General features: G+C 27.4%; 25 protein-coding genes. All 25 read right to left on the bottom strand.

What is annotated here, in order from left to right; genetic code table 11:
- Positions 1–29: 29 nt before the first annotated feature.
- Entirely contained in the window at positions 30–1,550 is a 1,521-nt protein-coding gene (locus ACMX2D_RS07120) for an ATP-binding cassette domain-containing protein (RefSeq protein WP_414973324.1), read from the bottom strand.
- A 270-nt stretch (positions 1,551–1,820) separates the two neighbouring features.
- Positions 1,821–2,450, bottom strand: coding sequence for a hypothetical protein (locus ACMX2D_RS07115; RefSeq protein ID WP_414973323.1), 630 nt, complete (start codon positions 2,448–2,450; stop codon positions 1,821–1,823).
- A 111-nt stretch (positions 2,451–2,561) separates the two neighbouring features.
- Positions 2,562–3,209, bottom strand: coding sequence for a hypothetical protein (locus ACMX2D_RS07110; RefSeq protein WP_414971831.1), 648 nt, complete (start codon positions 3,207–3,209; stop codon positions 2,562–2,564).
- The gene (gene trmL, locus ACMX2D_RS07105; protein ID WP_414973322.1) at positions 3,209–3,706 is read right to left on the bottom strand and encodes a tRNA (uridine(34)/cytosine(34)/5-carboxymethylaminomethyluridine(34)-2'-O)-methyltransferase TrmL; all 498 of its coding nucleotides are present in this window, start codon (positions 3,704–3,706) and stop codon (positions 3,209–3,211) included. The genes ACMX2D_RS07110 and trmL overlap by 1 nt, the downstream gene beginning before the upstream one ends.
- Complete coding sequence (locus ACMX2D_RS07100; RefSeq protein WP_414973321.1) at positions 3,699–4,373, bottom strand: YoaK family protein; 675 nt, start codon at positions 4,371–4,373, stop codon at positions 3,699–3,701. The genes trmL and ACMX2D_RS07100 overlap by 8 nt, the downstream gene beginning before the upstream one ends.
- Before the next feature lie 130 nt (positions 4,374–4,503).
- Positions 4,504–5,682 carry a DUF819 family protein gene (locus tag ACMX2D_RS07095; protein WP_414971834.1) on the bottom strand — a complete coding sequence of 393 codons (1,179 nt, stop codon included), beginning with the start codon at positions 5,680–5,682 and terminating at the stop codon, positions 4,504–4,506.
- Between the two features lie 213 nt (positions 5,683–5,895).
- Positions 5,896–6,408 (bottom strand): GNAT family N-acetyltransferase, encoded by a 513-nt coding sequence (locus ACMX2D_RS07090; RefSeq protein ID WP_414971835.1) that lies wholly within the window; start codon positions 6,406–6,408, stop codon positions 5,896–5,898.
- A gap of 71 nt (positions 6,409–6,479) precedes the next feature.
- Entirely contained in the window at positions 6,480–8,012 is a 1,533-nt protein-coding gene (locus ACMX2D_RS07085; RefSeq protein ID WP_414973319.1) for a ClC family H(+)/Cl(-) exchange transporter, read from the bottom strand.
- Between the two features lie 82 nt (positions 8,013–8,094).
- On the bottom strand, positions 8,095–8,802 hold the full coding sequence (locus tag ACMX2D_RS07080) for a pseudouridine synthase (protein WP_414973318.1): 708 nt from the start codon (positions 8,800–8,802) through the stop codon (positions 8,095–8,097).
- A 79-nt stretch (positions 8,803–8,881) separates the two neighbouring features.
- On the bottom strand, positions 8,882–9,763 hold the full coding sequence (locus tag ACMX2D_RS07075; RefSeq protein WP_414973317.1) for a DMT family transporter: 882 nt from the start codon (positions 9,761–9,763) through the stop codon (positions 8,882–8,884).
- Positions 9,764–9,780: 17 nt separating this feature from the next.
- Entirely contained in the window at positions 9,781–10,245 is a 465-nt protein-coding gene (locus tag ACMX2D_RS07070) for an 8-oxo-dGTP diphosphatase (RefSeq protein ID WP_414973315.1), read from the bottom strand.
- Positions 10,246–10,458: 213 nt separating this feature from the next.
- Positions 10,459–11,634, bottom strand: coding sequence for a D-alanyl-D-alanine carboxypeptidase family protein (locus ACMX2D_RS07065; protein WP_414973314.1), 1,176 nt, complete (start codon positions 11,632–11,634; stop codon positions 10,459–10,461).
- A 9-nt stretch (positions 11,635–11,643) separates the two neighbouring features.
- Positions 11,644–12,909, bottom strand: a complete 1,266-nt coding sequence (serS, locus tag ACMX2D_RS07060; RefSeq protein ID WP_414971841.1) for a serine--tRNA ligase — start codon at positions 12,907–12,909, stop codon at positions 11,644–11,646.
- Positions 12,910–12,911: 2 nt separating this feature from the next.
- Positions 12,912–14,096 (bottom strand): AI-2E family transporter, encoded by a 1,185-nt coding sequence (locus tag ACMX2D_RS07055; RefSeq protein WP_414973313.1) that lies wholly within the window; start codon positions 14,094–14,096, stop codon positions 12,912–12,914.
- 9 nt (positions 14,097–14,105) lie between these two features.
- Positions 14,106–15,086 (bottom strand): ATP-binding protein, encoded by a 981-nt coding sequence (locus tag ACMX2D_RS07050; protein WP_414973312.1) that lies wholly within the window; start codon positions 15,084–15,086, stop codon positions 14,106–14,108.
- A gap of 2 nt (positions 15,087–15,088) precedes the next feature.
- Positions 15,089–15,844 (bottom strand): DnaD domain-containing protein, encoded by a 756-nt coding sequence (locus tag ACMX2D_RS07045; protein WP_414973311.1) that lies wholly within the window; start codon positions 15,842–15,844, stop codon positions 15,089–15,091.
- Entirely contained in the window at positions 15,828–16,439 is a 612-nt protein-coding gene (locus ACMX2D_RS07040; protein ID WP_414973310.1) for a GNAT family N-acetyltransferase, read from the bottom strand. Before ACMX2D_RS07040 ends, ACMX2D_RS07045 begins: the two co-directional genes overlap by 17 nt.
- Positions 16,432–17,754 carry a replicative DNA helicase gene (dnaB, locus tag ACMX2D_RS07035; protein ID WP_414973309.1) on the bottom strand — a complete coding sequence of 441 codons (1,323 nt, stop codon included), beginning with the start codon at positions 17,752–17,754 and terminating at the stop codon, positions 16,432–16,434. The genes ACMX2D_RS07040 and dnaB overlap by 8 nt, the downstream gene beginning before the upstream one ends.
- A gap of 3 nt (positions 17,755–17,757) precedes the next feature.
- Positions 17,758–18,204, bottom strand: a complete 447-nt coding sequence (rplI, locus tag ACMX2D_RS07030; RefSeq protein WP_414973307.1) for a 50S ribosomal protein L9 — start codon at positions 18,202–18,204, stop codon at positions 17,758–17,760.
- On the bottom strand, positions 18,185–20,182 hold the full coding sequence (locus tag ACMX2D_RS07025) for a DHH family phosphoesterase (protein ID WP_414973305.1): 1,998 nt from the start codon (positions 20,180–20,182) through the stop codon (positions 18,185–18,187). The genes rplI and ACMX2D_RS07025 overlap by 20 nt, the downstream gene beginning before the upstream one ends.
- Complete coding sequence (locus ACMX2D_RS07020; RefSeq protein ID WP_414971848.1) at positions 20,167–21,024, bottom strand: DUF2232 domain-containing protein; 858 nt, start codon at positions 21,022–21,024, stop codon at positions 20,167–20,169. The genes ACMX2D_RS07025 and ACMX2D_RS07020 overlap by 16 nt, the downstream gene beginning before the upstream one ends.
- 187 nt (positions 21,025–21,211) lie before the next feature.
- On the bottom strand, positions 21,212–21,670 hold the full coding sequence (locus ACMX2D_RS07015) for a GNAT family N-acetyltransferase (RefSeq protein WP_414973304.1): 459 nt from the start codon (positions 21,668–21,670) through the stop codon (positions 21,212–21,214).
- A gap of 24 nt (positions 21,671–21,694) precedes the next feature.
- Positions 21,695–22,060 carry a hypothetical protein gene (locus ACMX2D_RS07010; protein ID WP_009449145.1) on the bottom strand — a complete coding sequence of 122 codons (366 nt, stop codon included), beginning with the start codon at positions 22,058–22,060 and terminating at the stop codon, positions 21,695–21,697.
- 35 nt (positions 22,061–22,095) lie between these two features.
- A complete protein-coding gene (locus ACMX2D_RS07005; protein ID WP_414973303.1) occupies positions 22,096–22,578 on the bottom strand; it encodes a GNAT family N-acetyltransferase in 483 nt (160 codons plus the stop codon).
- A gap of 173 nt (positions 22,579–22,751) precedes the next feature.
- Positions 22,752–23,024, bottom strand: a 273-nt coding sequence (locus ACMX2D_RS07000; protein ID WP_414973282.1) for a Cna B-type domain-containing protein, incomplete at its 5' end; no start/stop codon positions are given.

Genomic DNA, 23,024 nt, shown 5'->3' with positions numbered 1-23,024 from the left:
CAAAATTTTGATTAAATGAATTCTTACTTTTAAATTACAAGCTCCAATCCATTTTTGTTAAGCCTATAAACCTTATCACAAACCTCATTAATATATTTTTTATCGTGAGAAACTGAGATTATTGAGCCTTTATAGGATTTTAATAATTTTCTGATTTCTACTGACGAAAAAGGAGATAAATTTCTAGTAGGCTCATCTAAAATTAAAACTTCAGGATTTTCTAAAATCATTTTTAAGAAGTAAATTTTCGCCTTTTGTCCTCCGGAAAGTGATTTTAAATTATGAAACATCTCATCTGCAGTAAACTTCATTGACCCTAAAAATGTCCTTATTTTTGTAGTCTCCTCCTTTTCGTAAGTCTTACTCAAATAATCTATAATACTCATATCAACATTCATCTTATCGTCATAATTTTGAGGCATATAGGCAATCTTTATATTTTTCTTTACATTTTCCAAAATTATCTTTAAAAGAGTTGTCTTTCCTATTCCATTTTCTCCGATTATACAGATTTTATCAGTACCAAATACCTTTAATTCCAAATTTTCACTCAAAATTTTAGAACCGATGACAAGTTTTTCCAAATTCAAATCTAAAATTTCCTTTTTTGTTGAATAATTTACATTTTCATCAAATTTTACAAAAATAGATTCTTCATAATCGGGAAAATCAAGTAAATTCTCCTTTTCTTTTTCAAGTTTTCTACCGATAGATTTTACAGTATGCATTTTTATTTTCAGCTCTGTCCCCCAAAAATCATTTTTTGTACTTCTGATTTCATGTTGCACTCTTTCATATATTTTCTGATATTTTCTTTGTTTCTTATCAAATTCTTCTCTTTGTTTTTTTGCAATTCTCTCCTGTCTTTCAATAGTATTTCCTCTATTCTCAACATAATTTTCATAATCCAACTTTTCAATCGAAATCTTCGGTTTTTGTTTTCTCATAAGCTGTTCAATATGAATAATTACATTTGCACAATTTTCAATTAAATCCTCATCATGAGAAATAAATATTATTGGAATATCAATGTTTTTTATAAAATTCTTAATCCATTCAATAGAATTTATATCCAAATCATTACTAGGCTCGTCCAATAAAAGACAAGTCGGCTCTTTCATAAGTTCACAAAGTAAAATAAATTTAATTCTTTCTCCACCTGATAATTCACTTATCTTTTGTTTTTCATTTATTAAATTTTCATCAAAATTTAACTCCTTTAATAATTTGTAAAATAAATTGTAGTCAAAAAATTCCTCTTTAATTTTATTTTCAAGATATTCCTTTGTTGAAAAATTTAAAATCTTTGATTCTAAAATCTGTGGTAAATATCCTATAACTTCATTTTGCTTATTTATATCTCCACTTATTTCAGCATATTCTTTCAATCCCTCATCATCTACTATCGCCTTTAAAATGCTGGACTTTCCGTTTCCCTCTTCTCCAATTATACAAACCTTCATTCCTCTTTCTAAAGAAAAGCTGAAACTTTCAATTACCGTTCTTAAATCATTCACTAAATGTATCGTTAAATTTTTTATACTAAGCATATATCCTCCTAAATTAAGCCACAAAAAAATGGCAATCCACTTATTGCCATTTCAACATTCACTTTCCAACTCAAAAAGGAGTTCTAAAAAGAACACAAAAAGGAATGTATAACTAAAATGGCAACAAAAAACTAAGCTCTAAAAAGCTATTAAATTTCTGTCTCATAATAGTTATCTAATTAACATTCCTTCCTCCTGAATTTTTTATTAATTTTTGATATATTTCTACATCACTTAAATTGTAACACAAACAAATTAAAGTGTCAAATTTTAATTAAAGTAAATAAGTATTCCAGTTATTATAATCACTAAAAGTATTCCTAAAAGAATATTTTTTCTTTTTATTCTTTTATCTTCGTATTCATCTGCAGATTCTTCAAAATCTTTAAGTATATCTTTTGGAATTGAAACCCTATTTACTTCTTTTTTTTCTCCGTCTTTATAAGTATAGTAAAGTTGTTCTCCATCAATCATTTTATAGGAATAGTTTCCAATACTATAACCACTTTCAAAATTAGATGAATTAGAATTTGATGCAGAAATAATACTTTTTTCTGTAAACATCTCCGGCTCTAAAGTATCAACCATAGCTTTTGCCTTTTCTAAATCAAAATTATATTTGTCTTTTACATATTTTACAGCTTCTATTTTTCTATTTTCTCTTATCAGTGCATATAAATCATTATCATATATCCTAGATATTATTGAATTTTTAAACATATCGGAAAAATCAGTTTTTGATAAACCATGATTTTTACCTTCAAAAAATTCCAAGGTTTTTGTCATCTTATCAACTGTTTCTTTTGCGTCTTTAAAATCCATATTATATTTATTTTTAACATACTTTACAGCTTCTTCTTTTCTTTTCTGTTTTAATAAATCATATAATTCTTCGTCCATTGCTCACTCCAATATAATATATAGATTTCAAAAATTTTCAATATTTTCATAGACAAACAGTTTTAATCCATCCCAATAGTCAAAAATTCGATTTCTTTAAAATGTCAAATTTTAATTAAAGTAGAAATAAATTCCAACTATTAATGCTACCAACAAAATTCCCCAAAAGATATTTTTTTTCCTATATTCTTTATCTTCATATTCATCTGAAGCTTTTTCTCCAGCTTTTTCAAACCATTTCAATATTTCACTAGGAATTGCAGTCCTACCGACTTCTCTTTTTTCTCCATCTTTATATGCAAAGAAATGTTGTTTTCCATCAATCATTTCATAGGAATAACTTTCGTTTCTATAACCACTTCCACATTTAGAAAAATCAGTTTTTGATGCAGAAACAATATTTTTTTCTGTAAATGCCATTAGATTATTTATATCTAAACTATCAACTATATTTTTTGATGTTTTTAAATCAAAATTATATTTTTCTCTTACATATTTTATAGCTTCTACTTTTCTATTTTCTTTTATCAAAGCATATAAATTGTCATCAGATATTTCAGAAGTATCTAAATTTTTATTATCAGAAAAATCTTCTGAGTATAATCCAAGATTTTTTCCTTCAAAATAAGCTACTTTTTCAGTTAAATTATCAACTGTTTCTTTTGCTCTTTTAAAATCTATATCGTATTTGTTTCTAACGTACTTTACAGCTTCTATTTTTCTTTTTTGTTTTAATAATTCATATAATTCTTCGTCCATTATTCACTCCAATGTAATCTATGTAAATTCCCAAACTTTTCAAGTTCTGAAAAATCTTGTTGTCTTAGTGCTTCATATAATACTATTGATACCGAATTTGAAAGATTAAGAGAACGAATTTCTCCCCACATCGGTATTCTTACACAATGTTCTTCATTTTTAACTAGAATTTCTTCAGGTATTCCCTTACTCTCTTTCCCAAACATTATATAATCATTCGGAGAATAATCAACCTTATCGTAAGTTTTTTTTGCCTTTGTAGTTGCAAAATAGATATTTGCATTCGGATTTTTTTCATAAAAATCTTCAATATTTTCATAGACAAAAAGTTTTAACTTATCCCAATAATCAAGTCCTGATCTCTTTACCATCTTGTCATCAAGTGAAAAACCTAGTGGTTTTATTAAATGTAATTTAGTGTCTGTTGCGACACAGGTTCTTCCAATAGCTCCGGTATTGAAAGGAATTTCCGGTTCTAATAAAACTATATTAAACAAAATCTCTCTCCTTTTTTTCTCTATCTATAAACATAATAAATACACAAATAACAAGTGAAATAGCACTTAACAAAATTGTCTTTAACCCAAAAAATTCACTAAATTTACTTCCTATAATCGCTCCGATAATAAAGAATAATATAACTGCAAAGTACATTAAACTATATTCTAAAAACTTTTTATTTTTTGTGTAAAAATACTCTGCCAAATTATGAGTTCCACCTCTTAAATTTCCAATACACATTGTTGTAGAAAAATCTATACCACAAACTTTTTTAAAACTTTGAACTTGTATTCCACAGGCAAAAGATGTAATTGCATTTGCTGTTTCATTCATATTTTCGGGAATAAAAGCTACACAAATAAGTAAAAATATTTCAAAAATTAATGCATTTTGTCGCCAATGTAATTTAAAATCACCTTTTTTTCTAAATAAATCCGATAAAAAAATTCCTAAAGTAAAAAAAGAAATCGGAAAAGCATATTTCAAACACATTGCCCAATTACCTTGAGAAGCATATATGCCTAACAATAACATATTTCCGGTTTGTGCATTCGCAAAAACTTCTCCTCTTAAAAGATATGAATATGCATCCATTAGTCCACCACTTAAGGCTAAAAAAATTGCAACTTCAATAGATTCAGACATTTGCATTGCTTTTTTCATATACAAAACTCCTTTTAAAATCTTCACAAAATAGTATATAACAAAAATATTTATTTTACAAGTTTTTACAATTTATAATTTGCATAAAAAAAGAATGGTCAATAAAATCAACCATTCTAATTAAAATTTTTTAAGCTAAAAGTGTCAGGAATTTTGCAACTCCAATTCCAAAAAACGTTCCGGTAATAACTCCGATTAAAGCCATCAACACAGCTATAGGTACTAATGATTGTGAATACGCCGCTGCAAGTACAGGAGATGAAGCAACACCGCCTATATTTGAAAGAGAAGCTATACCACAAGTGAATAAATCAAGTTTGAATACTTTTCCGATAATAGCCATTAAAACTCCATGAATTATAAGAATTACAAAACCAGCTAAAATATATGCAGGAGCTTGTGTAAGTTCCATAAAGTTTGCATTTGATGCGATTAATCCAATTAACATATATAGTAATACATTTGAAATTTCAGGAGAACCAGGAATTCTTGCAAGTGGTGTCATTGCAAAAATAACTCCCAAAATTGTAGTTATAATTATAGTCCAACCAGTTGCTCCCATAAATGCAAGTGCAGGAATTTTCACCATTTCTTTTCCAATTATTCCTGTAATAGCAGTAACTCCAAGTGCAACACTTAATAAGAAAAACATATCTTGGAAAGTTATTTCTTTACTTATAGTTGAAAATTTTGCAGTTAGATGTTCATTAATATTATCAATTTTTGAAGTGTCAGCCTTTGTCCACTTGTTAAATTTATCAGCAAATGGAACTAAGAATAATAAGAACATTATCCATATTGAATAATCTATTGAGTCAATCAATAAAGTATAACCCATTCCTGAACCTTCAAGACCAACAGCTTGTTGTACTGCAACCATGTTTTGAGTTCCACCAACCCAACTTCCTGCTAGTGCTCCAAAAGTTAAAGGTGCATTGGATGCAAGTCTTCCTTTGAAAAGTAAGAATGCAACAACAAAACCAATCATTATTGTAAATGTTGCAGTGAAAAATGAAATTATCATTCTAGGACCTAGTTTTGCAATATCTCTAAGGTCAGCTCTCAACAACATTAAAAATATCATTGACGGTAATATTGCATCTTTTAAAACACTTCTAGCTTTCGATACACTTTCTGCACTCATATCCCAAACACCAAGTGTAGATAAAATCATAGCACCGAAATAGATAATAACCAAAGCAGGAACATATTTAAAAAATATTCCATTCTTAAACTTCTTTTCTAGGTAAATCAATATACCTGAAACAAAAAATAACAGAGCAATAAATTGAAATCCATCTGTAATCATAAAAAAAACCTCCTAAAATATATTTTTAATAAGAAAAAACCAAAAATAATTTCGATAATTATTTCTTATTTATTTTATTTTACCACCTTAGGCAATCGTTGTCAAATATTTTTGATAATAAATATCTATATAATGACGTTATTACATAAAAAAACCCTATATCTTTTATATGGATTTAGGGTTTACTATTATTTTATTTAATCTTTTTTAAAACTATTTTTTAAAACATAATATAATTGACGTTTCATAATCTCCATTAGGATATTCAAATGGATTTACTAAATCTTCAAATCCTAATTTATGATAAAAATTGATTATTTTATCATTATTAAATTTCTTAGTGGATAATAAAATTTTATCATTGCCTAAATTTTCAATAAGACATTTCATCAATTTTTTTCCATAACCTTTTCCTTGATAGTTTTCAAGAACTGCTAATTCATTTAGCTCAAAAGTATTTTTATACCAGTCAATTCCTTTTGGTAACTGTGAATCAACTTGCATCGCCCACCAATTTTCTTTTAAAAAATCAAAACCATATACAAATCCAATTAACTTTTCGTTTTCAAAAGCACCAACTATTTTTATATTATTTTTCAAACTGTCATCAATTCTGGTGATTAAAAAATTAGCTGAAAAATCATCACTTTTAAAAACCTCTTTGTATATCTTTGCCATTTCTCCTTTATACTTTTCTATTTCATCTAAAGTTAACATTTTAATCATAAAATCACCCCCGTTTATTAATCAATAATTCTAAATATAAAAAAATTCAAAAATTTATCATCCTAAATAATTTAATTATTTTGGCAAATCTTTTGTAATTCATTAAATGTATCAAATAATTTGTTTTCTCCTACAAGTATATTTATAACATCTCCATTTATTATTGTAGTTTCTCCGTTTGGTATTATCTCTTCGACTCCTCTGTCAATATTTATAATTAACATTCCCTTTGGAAATTTCACTTCTTTTATTTTCTTATTTTCTATCTCACTTCCGATTTCAACAACTATACTCATAGTCATTTTTTCTCCATCTTTTGAAGTAGCGATATTTTCTTTTTCCATTAATCTCTCTAAAAGATATTCGTAAATAGGTAGTGATTTTAGATAATTCGGAACAGAATAAGTTATAAGGCATACTATTGAAAGTGGTAATAAATATGAAAGATTACCTGTCATTTCAAAAATTAAAATTATTGAAGTAAGCGGTGCTCTAACTATTGCAGTTAAATATCCTGCCATTCCAAGAATTATAAAACTGTTTATATAAACAGGATCTATGATTTTTCCAAAAATCGTTCCGATTGTTGCTCCTAAAACTAAAATTGGAAAGAAAATCCCACCCGGAACTCCTGAACTAAAGCAAATTATTGAAAATAATAACTTTACTATAAAAATTATTATAAGCATATAAATTGGATAATCAACACTTTGTAGCTCTTTCATCAAAAATCCGCCACCACCCAATAAATTAGGCATAAAGGCTAAAATTAATATAGGTAGTAAAAAATATGGTATTAGCTTAAATTCTTGTTTTATCTTAAATCCATCTTGAACTTTCATAAAAAATTCCATTAAAAAGATATAAAGCACTCCTAAAAGAGATAAAACAACTGCAAATAAAATCAAAGTCCAATAATTCACTAATGGTAATTTTTCCGCCAGACTAAAACTAAAAACTGTTTCCGTTCCATATAATATTTTTGAAACTAAATCTGCAGTTATTGTAGAAGCCATACAAGCTACTAAAAGTTTTTTGCTGATATGTCTATGCACTTCTTCAACTGCAAATAATATTCCTGCTACAGGTGCATTAAAAGCTGCTGCAAGTCCTGCACTTGCACCACAAGTTATTAAAAATTTTTCAACAGTTTTATTTTTCTTTAATTTTTTTGAAACTAACTTTCCACTCATTGCACCAATTTGAATTGAAGGACCTTCACGACCCACTGAAAAACCTGCTAAAGCTGTTAAAGCTCCTCCAACAATTTTCGCAAATAAAAGTTTTTCAGGATTTGGATTGATATATCCCTTTATTTCAGCTTCTACTTGAGGTATTCCGGAACCACCACAAAATTTTGACATTCTCTTAATCTTCGTAACTAAAAAAGAAATCACAATAAGTACAATAAAAATAATAGGATAAATATAAAAATGACTTTTACTAAAATTTATAATTACTCCTAAAATTCCTTCTATTCCGTGTATAATATAACGATAGAAACTTGAAAATCCCCCTGCAACTATTCCAACTAAAATTCCATAAAAAAGTAATTTTAAATCTTCTTTTCTATGATTATTACTAACATTTTCTAAATTTTTCATAAAAAACTCCTAAAAATAAATATCTTATAATTATTTTATCACAAAAATAACAATAAAAAAAGTTTTGACAATCATCAAAACTTTATCTAAATATTTCTTCTATTTTGTTATTTGTAATTTCTCTATAATCTCCAAGTTTAAGCTCTTCATCTAAATTCAAATTTCCAATGCTCACTCTTTTTAGTTCTACAACTTCATTTCCAACATATTCCAACATTCTCTTTACTTGATGAAATTTACCTTCAGAAATTGTAAGGTAAATTTCTCTTTTTGAAATTTCTTCAACCTTTGCATTTTCCGTTGTAAAGTCTTCTTTTTCAAAGTAAATTCCATTTTCAAGATTTTCAATTTGTTCCTCTGTAATATCATCTCTTAAAGTTACAAAATATTTTTTATTTACTTTTTTCTTCGGATTTGTAACATTGTAGGAAAATTTCCCGTCATTTGTTAAAATCAAAAATCCAGTTGTATCCATATCAAGTCGTCCAACTGGAAACAATTCCATATTAGAGTATGGAAATTCTAATAAATCCAAAACTGTAGGAAGTTTTGAATCAAAGGTTGCACTGATATAGTCCTTAGGTTTATTCAACATCAAATAAGTAAATTCCTTATAGATTACAATTTCATCATCAAATAAAACTTCATCTTTTTCAATATCAACCTGTGTATTTGAATTCTTTTCAAATTTTCCATTTAACTTAACTCTACAAGTTTTTAAAGATTTCTTTATCTCACTCCTCGAGCCAATTCCCATATGGCAGAGAAATCTATCAATTCTTATCTTCATCTTACCTCACTATCCGCTTATTGCTATCCTTAATATTTTTGTGTTTTAACGAATATTTTTCAAAAATGTATTTCACTCACTATTTTCTTTTCCTTCTCAAGTCATTATTTAATGACAATAATAATACTGCTAAAACTATCAATCCACAACCTATTACTTTAAAAATAGTCATAGATTCATTAAGAAAAAATATCCCTAAAACTACACTTGTTATCGGTTCAAAGGTACAAAGTATTGAGGCTGTTGTAGCACCACAATATTTAACTCCAAGTTGTAAAAAAGCACTTCCAAAAATAGAAGTTAAAAATGAAATTAAAATTGTAAGTCCCCAAGCCATAGGTGTAAGTGCAAAAGTAAGTTGACCACTAAATTTGCCAAACACAAAAAGCCCTACTATATTAAATAAACTAATATATAAGGTACATTTAAAAGGATCCATATATTTAAAACCGCTTTTATCCAAATACACTAAATACAAACTATATGTTATACCTGATAAAGCTGCTAAAAATATTCCGAATGTGCTTCCACCTGTAACCTCATCAACCAACATTACAATCCCTATCATTGAAAAAATAAGTGCAGAAATCTTTTTTAAAGTAACTTTTTCTTTAAAAAATAAAATACAAATAAAATAAACAACACAAGGATAGATAAAATGTATTGTAGTTGCCATACCGACAGAAATATAATTATATGATCCATAAAGAGCTGTTGTCGTGATTCCTATACCCAAGAAAGAAAGGACAATAAAATGAAGAATTTCTTTTTTTGTAATCTTCATAGGAGTATGATTTTTTCTCATTCCAACATATAAAAACGGCAATCCTAAAAACGCTCTTAAAAATGTTAGAGTAATAGCATTGTTTCCTCCGGCATAAGTAAGTTTTGCAAGTATTGGCGTAAAGCCGAAAACAAATGCAGAAATAATTGTAAAAATAATACCTTTAATAAAATTCATCTATACCTCCTCCTATATTAGAAAAATATTTCAGATACAATTTCATCGTTTTGATTCCACTTTATCATCAATTCGGTATAATCATCATTTAAGTATAAATCAAATATTTTATCTATGCTATAACTCTTTCCATCAGCATTTTTAAATTCTTCAACTCCCATCCAAAAGAGTTTTCCCTCGATATTATTTTCAATCAATTCTCCTGAAAAATCTTCAGTATAATATAAAAATCCTAACTCTCTCTTATTATTAATTTCGTCAATCCAGCTGACAGTTCCTTTTAATTTTAAATTCCTTACATTTAATCCGGTTTCTTCAAAAACTTCTCTAACACAGGAATCATATAGGACTTCTCCCGTTTCAACATGTCCTCCGACAAAAGTAAGACCTTCCCAACCGTGTTTTTTTACTTTATCCAAAATTAAAATTTTATCCTTATCTTTATCATAAATCATACACATATTTACTAAAATTGCTTCCATAAATCCTCCAATAATATTATGAAAAATAAACAATACTTTATTATTATATCATTTAATACAGTGAACACACAATACATAGCTTTATTGAGATAATAAAAAGTTAAAAAATATTAAACTACGTGATAAAAATTTCTCTATCTAACTCTATTAATAATTCTTCTAATAATACTAATGAAAAAATCCGACCATTCAGTCGGATTTATTTTAAAATATTTATGGTAAAACAGTTTCTACAACTTCTAAAATTGTTGTGAAGAATCTTCCTACTCTGGTAAGTACTCCAGCCTTTGAATAGTCTTCTTTAGCAACTAAATCAACTGTCGCAATTACTTCTTTGGAATTTTTAACTTGGATTTCTCCTACTTTATCTCCTTTTTTTAGAGGTAATTTAACATCTCCGATATTAACTTCCGTTTCATAATTTATTCCTTTCATTGAAACTCTGTCAACATCTTCTTTAACAACCAATTCTACATAACCTTGACTTGAAGATTTTAATTCAACTTTTTTCACAAATTTTTGTGAATCAATAATTTTTCTAGTTTCTATATTTTGTTTTGCATAGTTTAGCATATCTTTCATATATTGAGCTCTGTCAGCTTTGGTTTTTGCTCCCATTAAAACGGAAATTATTCTAAATTCACTTTCGCCTTTTTTTATTTTCATTGTAGAAACTAAACAATATCCTGCTTCATCAGTATGTCCTGTCTTTAAACCGTCTACTCCTTCAACTTGTCCAACTAGAGGAATCGTACTTTCTTTTTTGAAATTTCTTGAAGGTTGTTCTAAAACCGTAGTTTTTGCATATTCTAAAACTTCAGGATATTTTTCAATTATAGCTTTTGAAAGTAGAAAAACATCTCTTGTTGACATTTTATTGTCTTGACCATTTTTCATAAGACCTGAAGCATTTGTAAAAGTAGAATTTTGAAGTCCAAGTTCCTTTGCCTTTTCGTTCATCATCGTTACAAATTTACTTTCAGTTTCTGCAATGGTTTCTGCAAGTGCTACAGCAGAATCATTTCCTGAAACAATCATAAGCCCATCAAGTAAATCTTTAATACTGATTTGTTCTCCTGATTTTAAATCTAAACTTGATCCTTCTTCTGAACTCGCATTTTTAGAAACTTTAACTTTATCTTCCATTTTTATTTTGCCTTCGGAAATACTTTCCTTAACTAAATAATAAGTCATAAGTTTTGAAATACTTGCTATTGATAAAGGTTCATCTATATTTTCAGCAACAAATAAAGCTCCGGAGTTAGCATCCCCAATTAAAGATGCAGTAGTTTTATTTTCAATTCCAAATATTGCAAAAGACTTTCCAGCCCCTACAAAACAAATTGAAAATATTAATACTAAACTAAGTAATGCTTTTTTAAATTTCATAATATTCCCCTATTTTCTTATTTCATCTAAGCCCATATATTTTCTTAAAACATACGGTATTTCTATACTTCCATCTTCTCTTTGATAATTTTCCAAAACAGCAGCAAAAGTTCTTCCAACTGCTAAGCCTGAACCATTTAATGTATGAACGAATTTAACTTTGCCGTCTTCGTCTCTAAATCTTATATTGGCACGTCTTGCTTGGAAATCTTCAAAGTTTGAACAAGAAGAAATTTCTACATATCTTCCATAACTTGGCATCCAAACTTCTATATCATAAGTCTTTGCACTTGTAAAACCAATATCTCCAGTACATAAACAAACTACTCTGTATGGAATTTCTAAGAGTTTTAAAATTTCCTCAGCATCATTTGTAAGTTTTTCCAATTCATCATAACTATTTTCAGGATTTACAAATTTAACCATTTCAACTTTATCAAATTGATGATTTCTGATTAAACCTCTTGTATCTCTACCTGCGGAGCCCGCTTCTTGTCTAAAACAATAAGTAAAAGCTGTATAGTAAGTTGGAAGTTTTTCAAATTCTAAAATTTCATTTGCTAAAAGATTAGTAACAGGAACTTCAGCAGTTGGTGCTAAAAATAAATCCTTTGAAGGAACATGGAACATATCATCTTCAAACTTAGGTAGTTGTCCTGTTCCATACATTGAATTTCTGTTAATCAAAACAGGGACTCCAACTTCTTCATAGCCTTGTCCACTATGTAAATCAAGCATAAAGTTTATTAATGCTCTTTCAAGTTTTGCACCCAAACCTTTAAATACTGAAAATCTTGATCCAGATATTTTAACTGCTCTTTCAAAATCTAAAATATCCAAATCCACACCTAAATCCCAATGTGCTTTAACTTCAAAATCAAATTTTTTAGGTTCTAAAAATCTTCTGATTTCTACATTATCTTCATCACTTTTTCCAATCGGAATATCTTTATTTGGTGTATTAGGAATACTTAAAAGTGCTTTTCTAATTTCTTCATCCAAATCTTTTACTTTAATGTCAAGCTCTTTAATTTCATCAGAAAGTGCTTTCATTTCTTTAAAAAGTTCTGAAACATCTACTCCCTCTTTTTTTAACTTTGGAACTTGTTTTGAAACTTCATTTTGTCTCGCTTTTTTATTTTCAACTTCAAAAATTATTTCTCTTCTCTTTTCGTCAAGCTCAAGAACTTTATCTATATTATAATTTCCAAATCTTGAATTTAAACTTTCAATAACTTCTTCTTTATTCATTCTAATTCTTCTTATATCTAACATAATTATACCTCTTTCTTTTCAAATTCTTCAGCAGGATTTTTTACAGAATATCCTTTTTTCTCCAATCTACTTTCTATATATTCCTTCAATGTTGTATAAATTACTACAAACACCGGTACAGAAAGTAAAAATCCTATAACTCCAAATAGACTACCGCCCAGCACAAGTGCAAAGATAACCCAAAATGAACTTATGCCTAAACTCTTTCCTGAAACTCTAGGAGATATTACATTTGCATCTATCATAGATACTATCACTACAATTATTACAAACCATAAAGCAGTATTAAATGTTGAAGTGAAAAGTAATACTATAACTATAGGAATTGCACCAAGATAACATCCAAACCATGGAATTAAATTTGTAAAACCTAGTGTAAATGCAAATAAAAGTGCATAATCAAGCTTCATAATTAATAAAATTACATAAAAAGTTATTCCTACAATTATCGCTCCAATTCCCTTTGCCAAAAGATAAGACCTTAAAGTATAATCAAATCTTTTTACAATTTTAAAAGTAATTCTATTTGATTTTTCGGGAAAAACTGCTATCATAAATTTTTTCAAAATTCTTGAAAAATTTTCCTTATCATATAGCAAATACCCCGATATTATTATAGCTAAAATTATATTTAAAAACAAGGATATAACCCTTGTTGCAAAAGTTGCAACCCAAGGAATCATATCTGTTAAAAATGTTGTAGAAAAAGTTGCAAACTCCGTCAATTTACCATTGATAAAAGATCTAATTTCCGAACTTATCTCAATATTTTGCAACATATACTTTGCTCTTTCAACTCCCATATCTATAAAAAACGGAGTCCTGTCCACAAATAGTTTTATATTTGAATAAAATTGCGGAATAATGTATTTTAAAAGTAAAACTATAAATGCAAAAAATATAAAATAAGTTAAAAGCATTGATAACATTCTAATATTTTTATACTTTTGTTTTTTAAAAAACTCAAAATTTAAAAATATATTTTCAAAAAATTTCACAAAAAAGTTTAGAATATATGCAATTGCTCCACCCAATATAAAAGGCATCAAAATATATTTTATATTAGCAGTATATGAAATTATGGATTTCATATTTGAAAATATAAAATAACAAAGTATGGAAATCGTAAATATTAAAACACCTGTTATAACATTTACTGTATTCTTTTGTTCCCAATTAAATCTCATAACTACCTCCTATAATTTAATATTTTTACCAATTTTTTCTCTTAAATCAGAGGGTGGAAAAACAAAAAATTTAAAATTTCCCATAATTCTACTTGCAATTCTCGAATCATAGTATTCAGCTAAATCATATTCAGAAAGATTTGAAGTTATAACTGTATTTAAACCCTTTTCGAATCTATAATCTAAAAGTGAACTTAAAAAACTGTTATTATTCTTATTGGAAATTTCATTTCCAAGGTCGTCAATCACTAAAAAATTTACATTTCTTACAAAATCAATCCTGTCTTGTAATTCCTTTTTATCTCTATAAAAGCTATAACTATAATTTGCCATAAGTTCAAAAAATTCCGTAGCAGTTATAAAACATGCCCTTTTTCCCTTATCCAATAGATAATTTACCATTGAAGATGCAAAATATGTCTTTCCTACACCGCTTTTGCCATAAAAGAATATTCCATAATCTTTAATTTTAAGATTATCACAATAATCTTTTGAAAAATTTATAAGTTTTTCCATATATTCTCTGGAATTTACAAGTCTATTAACATGTTCAAAATTGCCTTCAAATAGAGAAAAATCAAAATTAGAAAAATTTTGTTCTCTTTTTTTATTTGAAAATCCACTCTCTAAAACTCTGTCCTCAACTAAATCTTTCATTATACAACTACAAACGGAGCCATTATAATATCCTGTATCTTTACATTTTTCACAAACATAATATTTATTCAAATATTCTTTTGAAAATCCATTTTTTAAAAGTAGTTCATCAATACTTTTTTCAATTTTTTCAAATTCTACTCTATCTTTTAAACAATCCAAATTTAAAAGTGTGGACTTCATAATTTTAGTTGCTAATTCATTTTTCTTCGATATTAAATTTTCAATATTTTCAATGGAAGAATAAAGCTCTCTTCTTCTTTCTTCTTTTATTTTCTCTCTTAACAAAGGTCTTTTACTAAGACTTTTTAAAACTAATTCATCTAAATTCATAATTAATACCTATCGAGCAATTGTGATGTTGCTGAATTTTCATCGTTTTTCATTTTTTCTCTTTTTTCTTCTTCTGTTAATATATGTTCTTTTTCTATATATTTCTTAGTATTTTTACTATATCTTTTAATTTTATTTTTGTCTTTATTTTCAAGAAAACATTTCAAATCTTCAACTGTTGAAATATTATTATCCCTCTTCCAAGCTCTTAAAATACCGATAATATAATCTACCGACATACTTTTTCCAATGCTTTTGGCATACTCATAAGCCTTATAAACCAAATCCATACCATGTCCGGTTTCTTCAATATGTGAAATAATTTTAGTTATCTCATAAGGCTTTAAACTTAAACCGGTAATTTCTTCAATTTTTTCAAAATACTCTCTATTGTCAATCATCGGTTTTTCTTTTTCTTCTTCTACATTATCATCATAGATGCCACCGGCATATAGTGCAAAATTGTTTACAAATTCTATTTTTTCTACACATCCATCTTCGTTCAAAGAATAGTCCAATAGTTGATTATTTTTCCAATATTTTAGAGCATTCATAATTTGAACTTTAGAAAATCTAAGCTCATCTGCTATAGATTCTATTGTCAATTCACTCTTATATGATCCAAAAAGTCTTTTATATAAAAATAAATAAACTTTTAGCGAAATCTCATCAGCGATTGGCAAGTAGTTATCCAAAAACATATTTTCAATAGGAGTTACTCCGGGTTGAATTATTGACTTTTTAAAACTTATTTCCACTCCTATCCCACCTTTCTAAAAATTTTAATCTATCTAATTTCATCGTGAAAATTTTGGAATAAATTATTCCGCTCTTTTCTTCAAAATATTCCTTTGTTTCTTCATATCTCTTTAAATTTTGCATTTTTTGAACTTCAAAATCCCCAAGAAATTCACTTATCTTCTCAAAACCGACTTTTTCATAGAGTTTTATAGCTCTCTGATTAAAGGCATTTACATTTAACCAAATAGAATATTTGTCGAAATTTTCAAAATAATATTCTAAAAACATTCTTAATGATTTAAAACCATAACCTTTTGAACAAAACTTTTCATCAAAACTAAGGGATAATTCAAAATTACTGTTCAAAAAACTTATTCTACTAATAGAAATATATCCTATCATAATATCTTTTAAAAAAACTGCAAAATAATTATTCTTCTTTGATTTAATTTTCTTTTCCCAATTTTTTAAATCTGATTCTGTCAAAAAACAAAGATTATAATCGGTAAGCAATATATCATCATAAGGCGAAAATTTTTTGAAATCTCGAATATTCTTCTTTTCAAATTTTTTAATTTTAATATCACCATCTTCAATTAAAAAATTATCCATTAAAAAGCTCCTTATCTCTATCAGTTTGTAAATCAATAAATCTGGTACATTCCTTGATAAAGTTAAGCTCAACAGTTCCGGTTTCTCCGTTTCTATGCTTTGCAATAATCAATTCAATTTGATTTTTAACTTCCGCTTCTTCATTTTGATAATCTTCTCTATAAAGTAAAATTACAACGTCAGCATCTTGTTCAATTGCTCCAGATTCTCTTAAGTCACTAAGTTTAGGTTTTCTTCCGCTCTTTTCGCTATCACGAGATAATTGACTCAACGCTAAAATAGGAACGTCCAATTCCTTTGCCAAGGCTTTTAAATTTCTGGAAATTGTAGAAATTTCCTGTTGTCTATTTTCATTTCTACCTTCAGAAGTCATAAGTTGTAAATAGTCTATCATAATAAAGTCAAGACCGCCGTCAGCCTTAAGTCTTCTACATTTACTTCTAAGCTCCGTTATGGAAATACCGGCAGTATCGTCCATATAAATAGATTTTCCTGCAATTATGGAACTGGCATCAAAAATATCATCCCATTCATTTATATCCCCACTTATCAATTGTTTTAAATTAACAAGCGAAAGAGAGCTCAACATTCTTTGAGCTAATTGTGTTTTACTCATTTCCAAAGAAAATATCGCAACCTTATAATCTTTTTGTGCAGCATTTAAAGCGATATTAACAGCCAATGCCGTTTTCCCTACAGAAGGTCTTGCAGCGAGTAAGATTAAATCTTTTCTTTGCATTCCAAGTAAAACTCTGTCCAAATCCGCAAAACCGGTAGGAATACCGGTTACTGAACCTTTATTTTTACTTCTTTTATCCAGTATATCTATAAGTTCTGTAAGTGTATCTTTTATATGAGTAAGTCCCGTTCTATTTTCATTTTGAGATAATTCAAAAATTTGACTCTCAACTGATTTTAAAACTTTGTCATAATCTTCATTTTTATAAGCTCTATCTTTTATATTATCCAGAATAAAAAGTAAATTTCTGGTATCAGCCTTATCTTTTACAATTTTACAGTAATTTTCAATATTTGATGAAAAAGCTACTGTATTTACAATTTCAACAACTCCTACAATTCCATTGTTGGCTTCAGTATCAAAGCCCATTGCTTCCATTTTATTGATTACTGTAAGAGGATCTACATTTGTATTTTCTCTCGATAATTCCAAGATTGAACTGAATATATCTTTATGCCAACCTAAATAAAAATCTTGTCTCTTTAATTTTTCAAAAACATATTCCCTTTTATTTGGCTCTGTAATCATTATCGACAAGACGCATTTTTCAGCTTCTAAGTCGTAAATATTATGCATAAATTACTCCTTTTCAATAGAAACTTTAACCGTTGCAACTATTTCAGGATAAACCCTAACAGGCACAGTCAAAGTGCAAAGTGATTTTATATTTTCCTTTAATTCTATTTTTCTTTTATCAATTTCAATTTTATGTTGTTTCTTCAAAGCATCACTGATGTCTTGAGAAGTTATCGAACCAAATAGTTTATCACCATTTCCTGTTTTAGTCTTTATAACAACTTCTAATTTTTCTAAAACATCTTTTAACTCTTTTGCATTTTTTATATTTTCAGCTTCAATTCTCTTTAATTCAGCTTGTTCTTTTTCCCAAATTTCAAGATTTTCTTTAGTAGCTTCTTTAGCTAATCCATTTGGAATTAGGAAGTTTCTTACATAACCTGTCTTAGCATTAACAAGTTCTCCTGCTTTCCCAAAACTCTTTACATCTTTAATTAAAATTACTTTCATCTATATCTTCCTCCAATAAATAATCATCTATAGCTTTCTTTAATCTCTCAATTGCTTCATCCATAGAACAATCAAGTCTTGCTCCGGCAGAAGTATAATGTCCTCCACCACCTATTTTTTCTAAAATTAATTGAACTGAAATTTTACCAAGACTTCTTCCACTTATATGGATTTGTCCTGAAACTCTAGTTAAAACAAAACTGCATTCTATATCTAAAACGCCAAGCAAATCGTCTGCAGCCTGTGCCGCAATTAACATTGACTCCTCAATTTCTTCAGGAAAAACTCCAATACAAATGTAATTTCTATATGAAATCGCGTTAGATAAAACATTTGATTTTAACTTAATTGTATTGAAATTATCTTTGAAAAGATGTTTAACTGCAATACTGTCAGCTCCAAAACGTTTCAAGAATGATGCCATTTCAAAAGTTCTTACTCCTGTTTGGTAATAGAAATTTTTAGTATCTACTACAATTCCGGCAAGTAAAGCTTCTGCAATTAATTTATCTAAATCAATTTTTTCAAACATATAATAAATTATTTCAGTTACAAGTTCACAAGCGGATGACGCATAAGGCTCAAGATAAGTCAGCATTGAATTTTCAACAAAATCTTTTCCTATCCTATGATGATCTACTACGACAATTTTTGAAGTAACATCTAATAAATAAGGTGCTTCTGTCGAAAGTTTTCTGGAATTATCAACCAAAATAACTAAACTTGTATCTCTACAAATATCATAGGCTTTTTCAGGAGAAATCATCATATCAATATATTCAGGATTTCCAACTCTAACTCTGTCATATACATTTCTAATTGTAACAGGAACATCTTCCAAAACCATATAGCAATCTTTCTTCAATTCCTTACAAATTGCCATTACTCCAAGTCCCGCTCCAAAACAGTCCATATCAGGATTCTTATGTCCCATTACAAAAACTTCTGAAGATTCTCTTATTATACCTTCAAGTGCTTGAGAAATAACCCTTGCCTTTACCTTATTTCTTTCTACACCTTTACTATTTTTACCACCGAAAAATTCTAAATCTTCTCCATTTTTAAAGACAATTTGTGCTCCTCCGCGTCCTAATGCCATATCAAGAGCAGTTAAAGCTTCCTTATATCTTTCAAAAGGATTATTTCCACCAAGTCCAACCCCTATACTTAAAGTCGGCTTTATTTTCCCGGAAACTTCTATAGCTTTTAATTTTTCCATTACACTGAATTTATCATTTTTAATTTTTTGTAAAATTGAATTATTTGATATAATAATGTATTTTCCTGAATCATACTTTCTGACAATTGCACCTAAACTTGAGAAATAGCTTATTATAGTCTTATCCATTTCAGCAAGTAACAAAGTTCTAAAATCTTCTTTAGTATTACTTCTTACATCCTCATAATTATCAATATAAACTAAAATTGAATTTAAAGTTTCATCTTCATATTGCTTTTTTAGTTTTGAAAATTCTAAATTGTCTATTAAATAAATAATTACATTTACATCGCCATTATCTTCATCTTTTACTACATTATAATAAACAATATAATTAAATTTTTCTGTTTCCCAACTTGCTTTTCCATTTCCTTCTTTCAAAACTTCGGAAATATCAAAATTTGAAATTTCTGAATTTATATCAATTCCTACAATATCTTGTCCTGAAAAAAGTGCTGAAAATTCCGGACTATACCATTTAACTCTACCTTTATTATTCAATACAGCTACAGGAAATGGCATCTTATAAACAACTTCACTTGCAATATTATCTAGAGAATCTCTATATCGATTTACATCATTTTCATATTCCACATTTTTATTCTTTACATAATATAAAATTAAAACAAATGAAATCAAAGTTAATAAAAAGGATATAATCCCAAATATAAATTGAAAATAAAGCACAAAAGCCGAAATTATCATCATAAATAAAAATAAAACATAAAAATCTGATAATTTAACTAATTTCTTTCCCATTTCACACCTCGCTTAATTGAACTATAAATTCCATAAATAAAATATACTGAATAAATAATAGCAAAAAATATTGAAATAAAACTTAGAATATTTGCCACTATTTTATTTGTTTTTTTACTTAGTAATGCATTTAACTTTATAAAACCTTGAACTATCATAATACTAATAAATGCTATAAGTAAATTTAAGCAAATCAAATAAACCTCATAAAATTTTTCTACACCATTAATATTTACAAAAATCATCACAGCTAAAATTGCTATACTGAAAAATGCAAACTTAGAATCAAATGGTGTTATGAAATCATCTGAATTTCTATCAAATTTATATACTCTTTTAGATAAAAACGAATAACCCAAAGCACAAAATATAAAAGAAATTCCAAAAGAAACTGAAGGATAAATCGTCATCATTTTATTTACAAAAACTTCAACACTTTCTATATTTAAAACTTCTTTATAATTAGGATAAGATTCTAAAAATTCAGTCATAACTTTTAAAAATGTTTCATAAGAATTTGCATTTAATTTTAAAAGCATGAAATCACTTACTATAAGAATAGTCATAGCAAGAGAGCTTCCAAGTAAAATAACATATCCGTCTTTATTGGCATCCATACCTTTTATCATTATAAAAGAAATAAAAATAGGTATTAATGAAGTAAAATTCCCCAAAACAAATAAAGATAACACGAAAAACAGTCCGGAGAATAAAACATAAGTCCTAAAGTTCGATTTCTTATATAAAATAACCATGGGCACAAAACTTAATAAATTTAAAATAGGAAATAAAATCATTCCTACAGCTAAAAAATAATATAAAAATACTTTTCTATCTTGCATTTTATACCTCTATATCAAAATCATTTTTTAATAAAATATTCCTCAATGCTTTATGAAAAATCTATATTTATTTCAAGGCATAAAGGTACTTTTATTATATCATATTTCTGATTATAAATAAATGCGTTGTAAATTTAATTTTGGAAAAGAAAAACAGCAATCAATTTGAATTGCTGTTTTAAAAATTTTATTGTCTATATTTTTTCATTAAATATTTAAGTTTTGGTGTTTCAATAACTTCATCAATTTCAAAGCCCAGTTTAGTATAAATATTTCTTGCATTTTTATTAGAATCAAAAACATTTAAAGAAATACTTTTTATACTTTCATCTTTAAAAATCAAATCTATAAAACCTCTTATTGCCTCTTTTCCAAAACCCATTCCTTGCTTTTTAGGATTTATTATAATTCTACCAATGTGTATATTATCTTTTTCAACTCTTATTTGCTGAATTATTCCTAAAAATTCATCTTCATTGAATATAGAAAATATATTTTCCATTTCTTTAATTTTATCATAAGTCAAAGGATACGAAATTTTTAGTCCCATCCATTGTTCTTGAAAAGCCTCTCCTCTGTCATTTGACCATTTACATAAGATTGTGGCATTTTCTTTTCTTAATCCTCTTTCAAATCTAATATTCATATAAAGCCTCAGTTTGTGATAATTTTATTTTCTATACAAATAATTTTCTGCTTTAGATTTAATATATTTATTTCTAAAAGTAATAGCAATAATTAAAGGTAAAATTATAAGAGGCAAAGAAAATGTCACTCCCGCAATTGCTAAAATTTTATATTGACCTCTACCATGTAAATCCTTGCTCATTCCATTTAAAATATCAGCTAAATAATTTAAAATTACTCCATTATTTACCATTGATAACAAAACAAACTCTACCATAACTAATCCTATAAATATAAGAGCTGTCCATCTTGCAGCAACATTACATATCTCTACTTTTTTCTCCATATTTATATTTTCTGAATTTGAAATATTCTTAAACCATTTTTTTGCTCTTTCCTCTTTTGTCATATCTAATTCTCCTATAAATTTATATTTCGTCTATCCTAAAGTTTTAGTATTGCAATAACTTCATCTCCATCCATATCACCATTTTCTACGAAACCAAACGAATGATACAACTCTTTAGCAGTTTTATTTTCGGGTTCATAAGACAACCAACAATATTCTGCTTTACCACAAGGAAATGATTTAATAAAATCCAAAGCAATTCTCATAGCTTTTTTTCCAAAACCTTTTTGTTGATAAGTCTCATCAATCATCAAACGCCAAAGATTATAGTTTCCCTTTGCTATATTTGGAACATTTTCCCAAGTTTCATCCACATCATAACCAATCATCAAAAAACCAATCGGTATATCGTCATTATAGATTCCAAAGGGAAAAACAACACCCTTTGCAGTAATAGTTAAATATGCTTCAATAATGCTTACTTCATTAGATGCAACAAAATTTTTTTGTGATTCAGACACCTTTAATTTAAGTATTTCCCATATATTTTTTCTGTTTACCTTTTCTATATGAAGCATAACTTCCTCCAACTTTTTAGTTATTTTATAATTATTATATCATAAAAAATAGCATATTTATATAATATAAAAAATTTTATACAAAAAAGGAGAACATCTTAAAAGATGTCCTCCGATTAACAACAATCAATATTGTATTTTTTATCTCTTCTTATTTAAAAGTTTTTGAAATCTTATATTTCTTCTTTTCTCTTTCTTCTAAATACTGAGAATAAAGCTGTTCCTGATAATCCCAATAATACTGTGTATAGTGCTGAATTACTTCCTGCTCCTGTCTTTGGTATTCTTGGTTTTGGTGTTCTTACATTTGTTACTACAAATCCTTCTTTTGCATTTCCTGTTATTACACTCTTATATCCATTTCCTACCGCTTTTTCCTTAACTGTATATACTATTTTCTTTCCGTCTTTATATTCGTCAAGGTCTGTGAAACTTCCTGTCCAGTT

The organism is Parvimonas oralis, from assembly GCF_047608425.1.
GTDB lineage: Bacteria > Bacillota > Clostridia > Tissierellales > Peptoniphilaceae > Parvimonas.
Note: the sequence above shows the minus strand (reverse complement) of the source record. Positions and strands in the feature narration are given on the sequence as shown.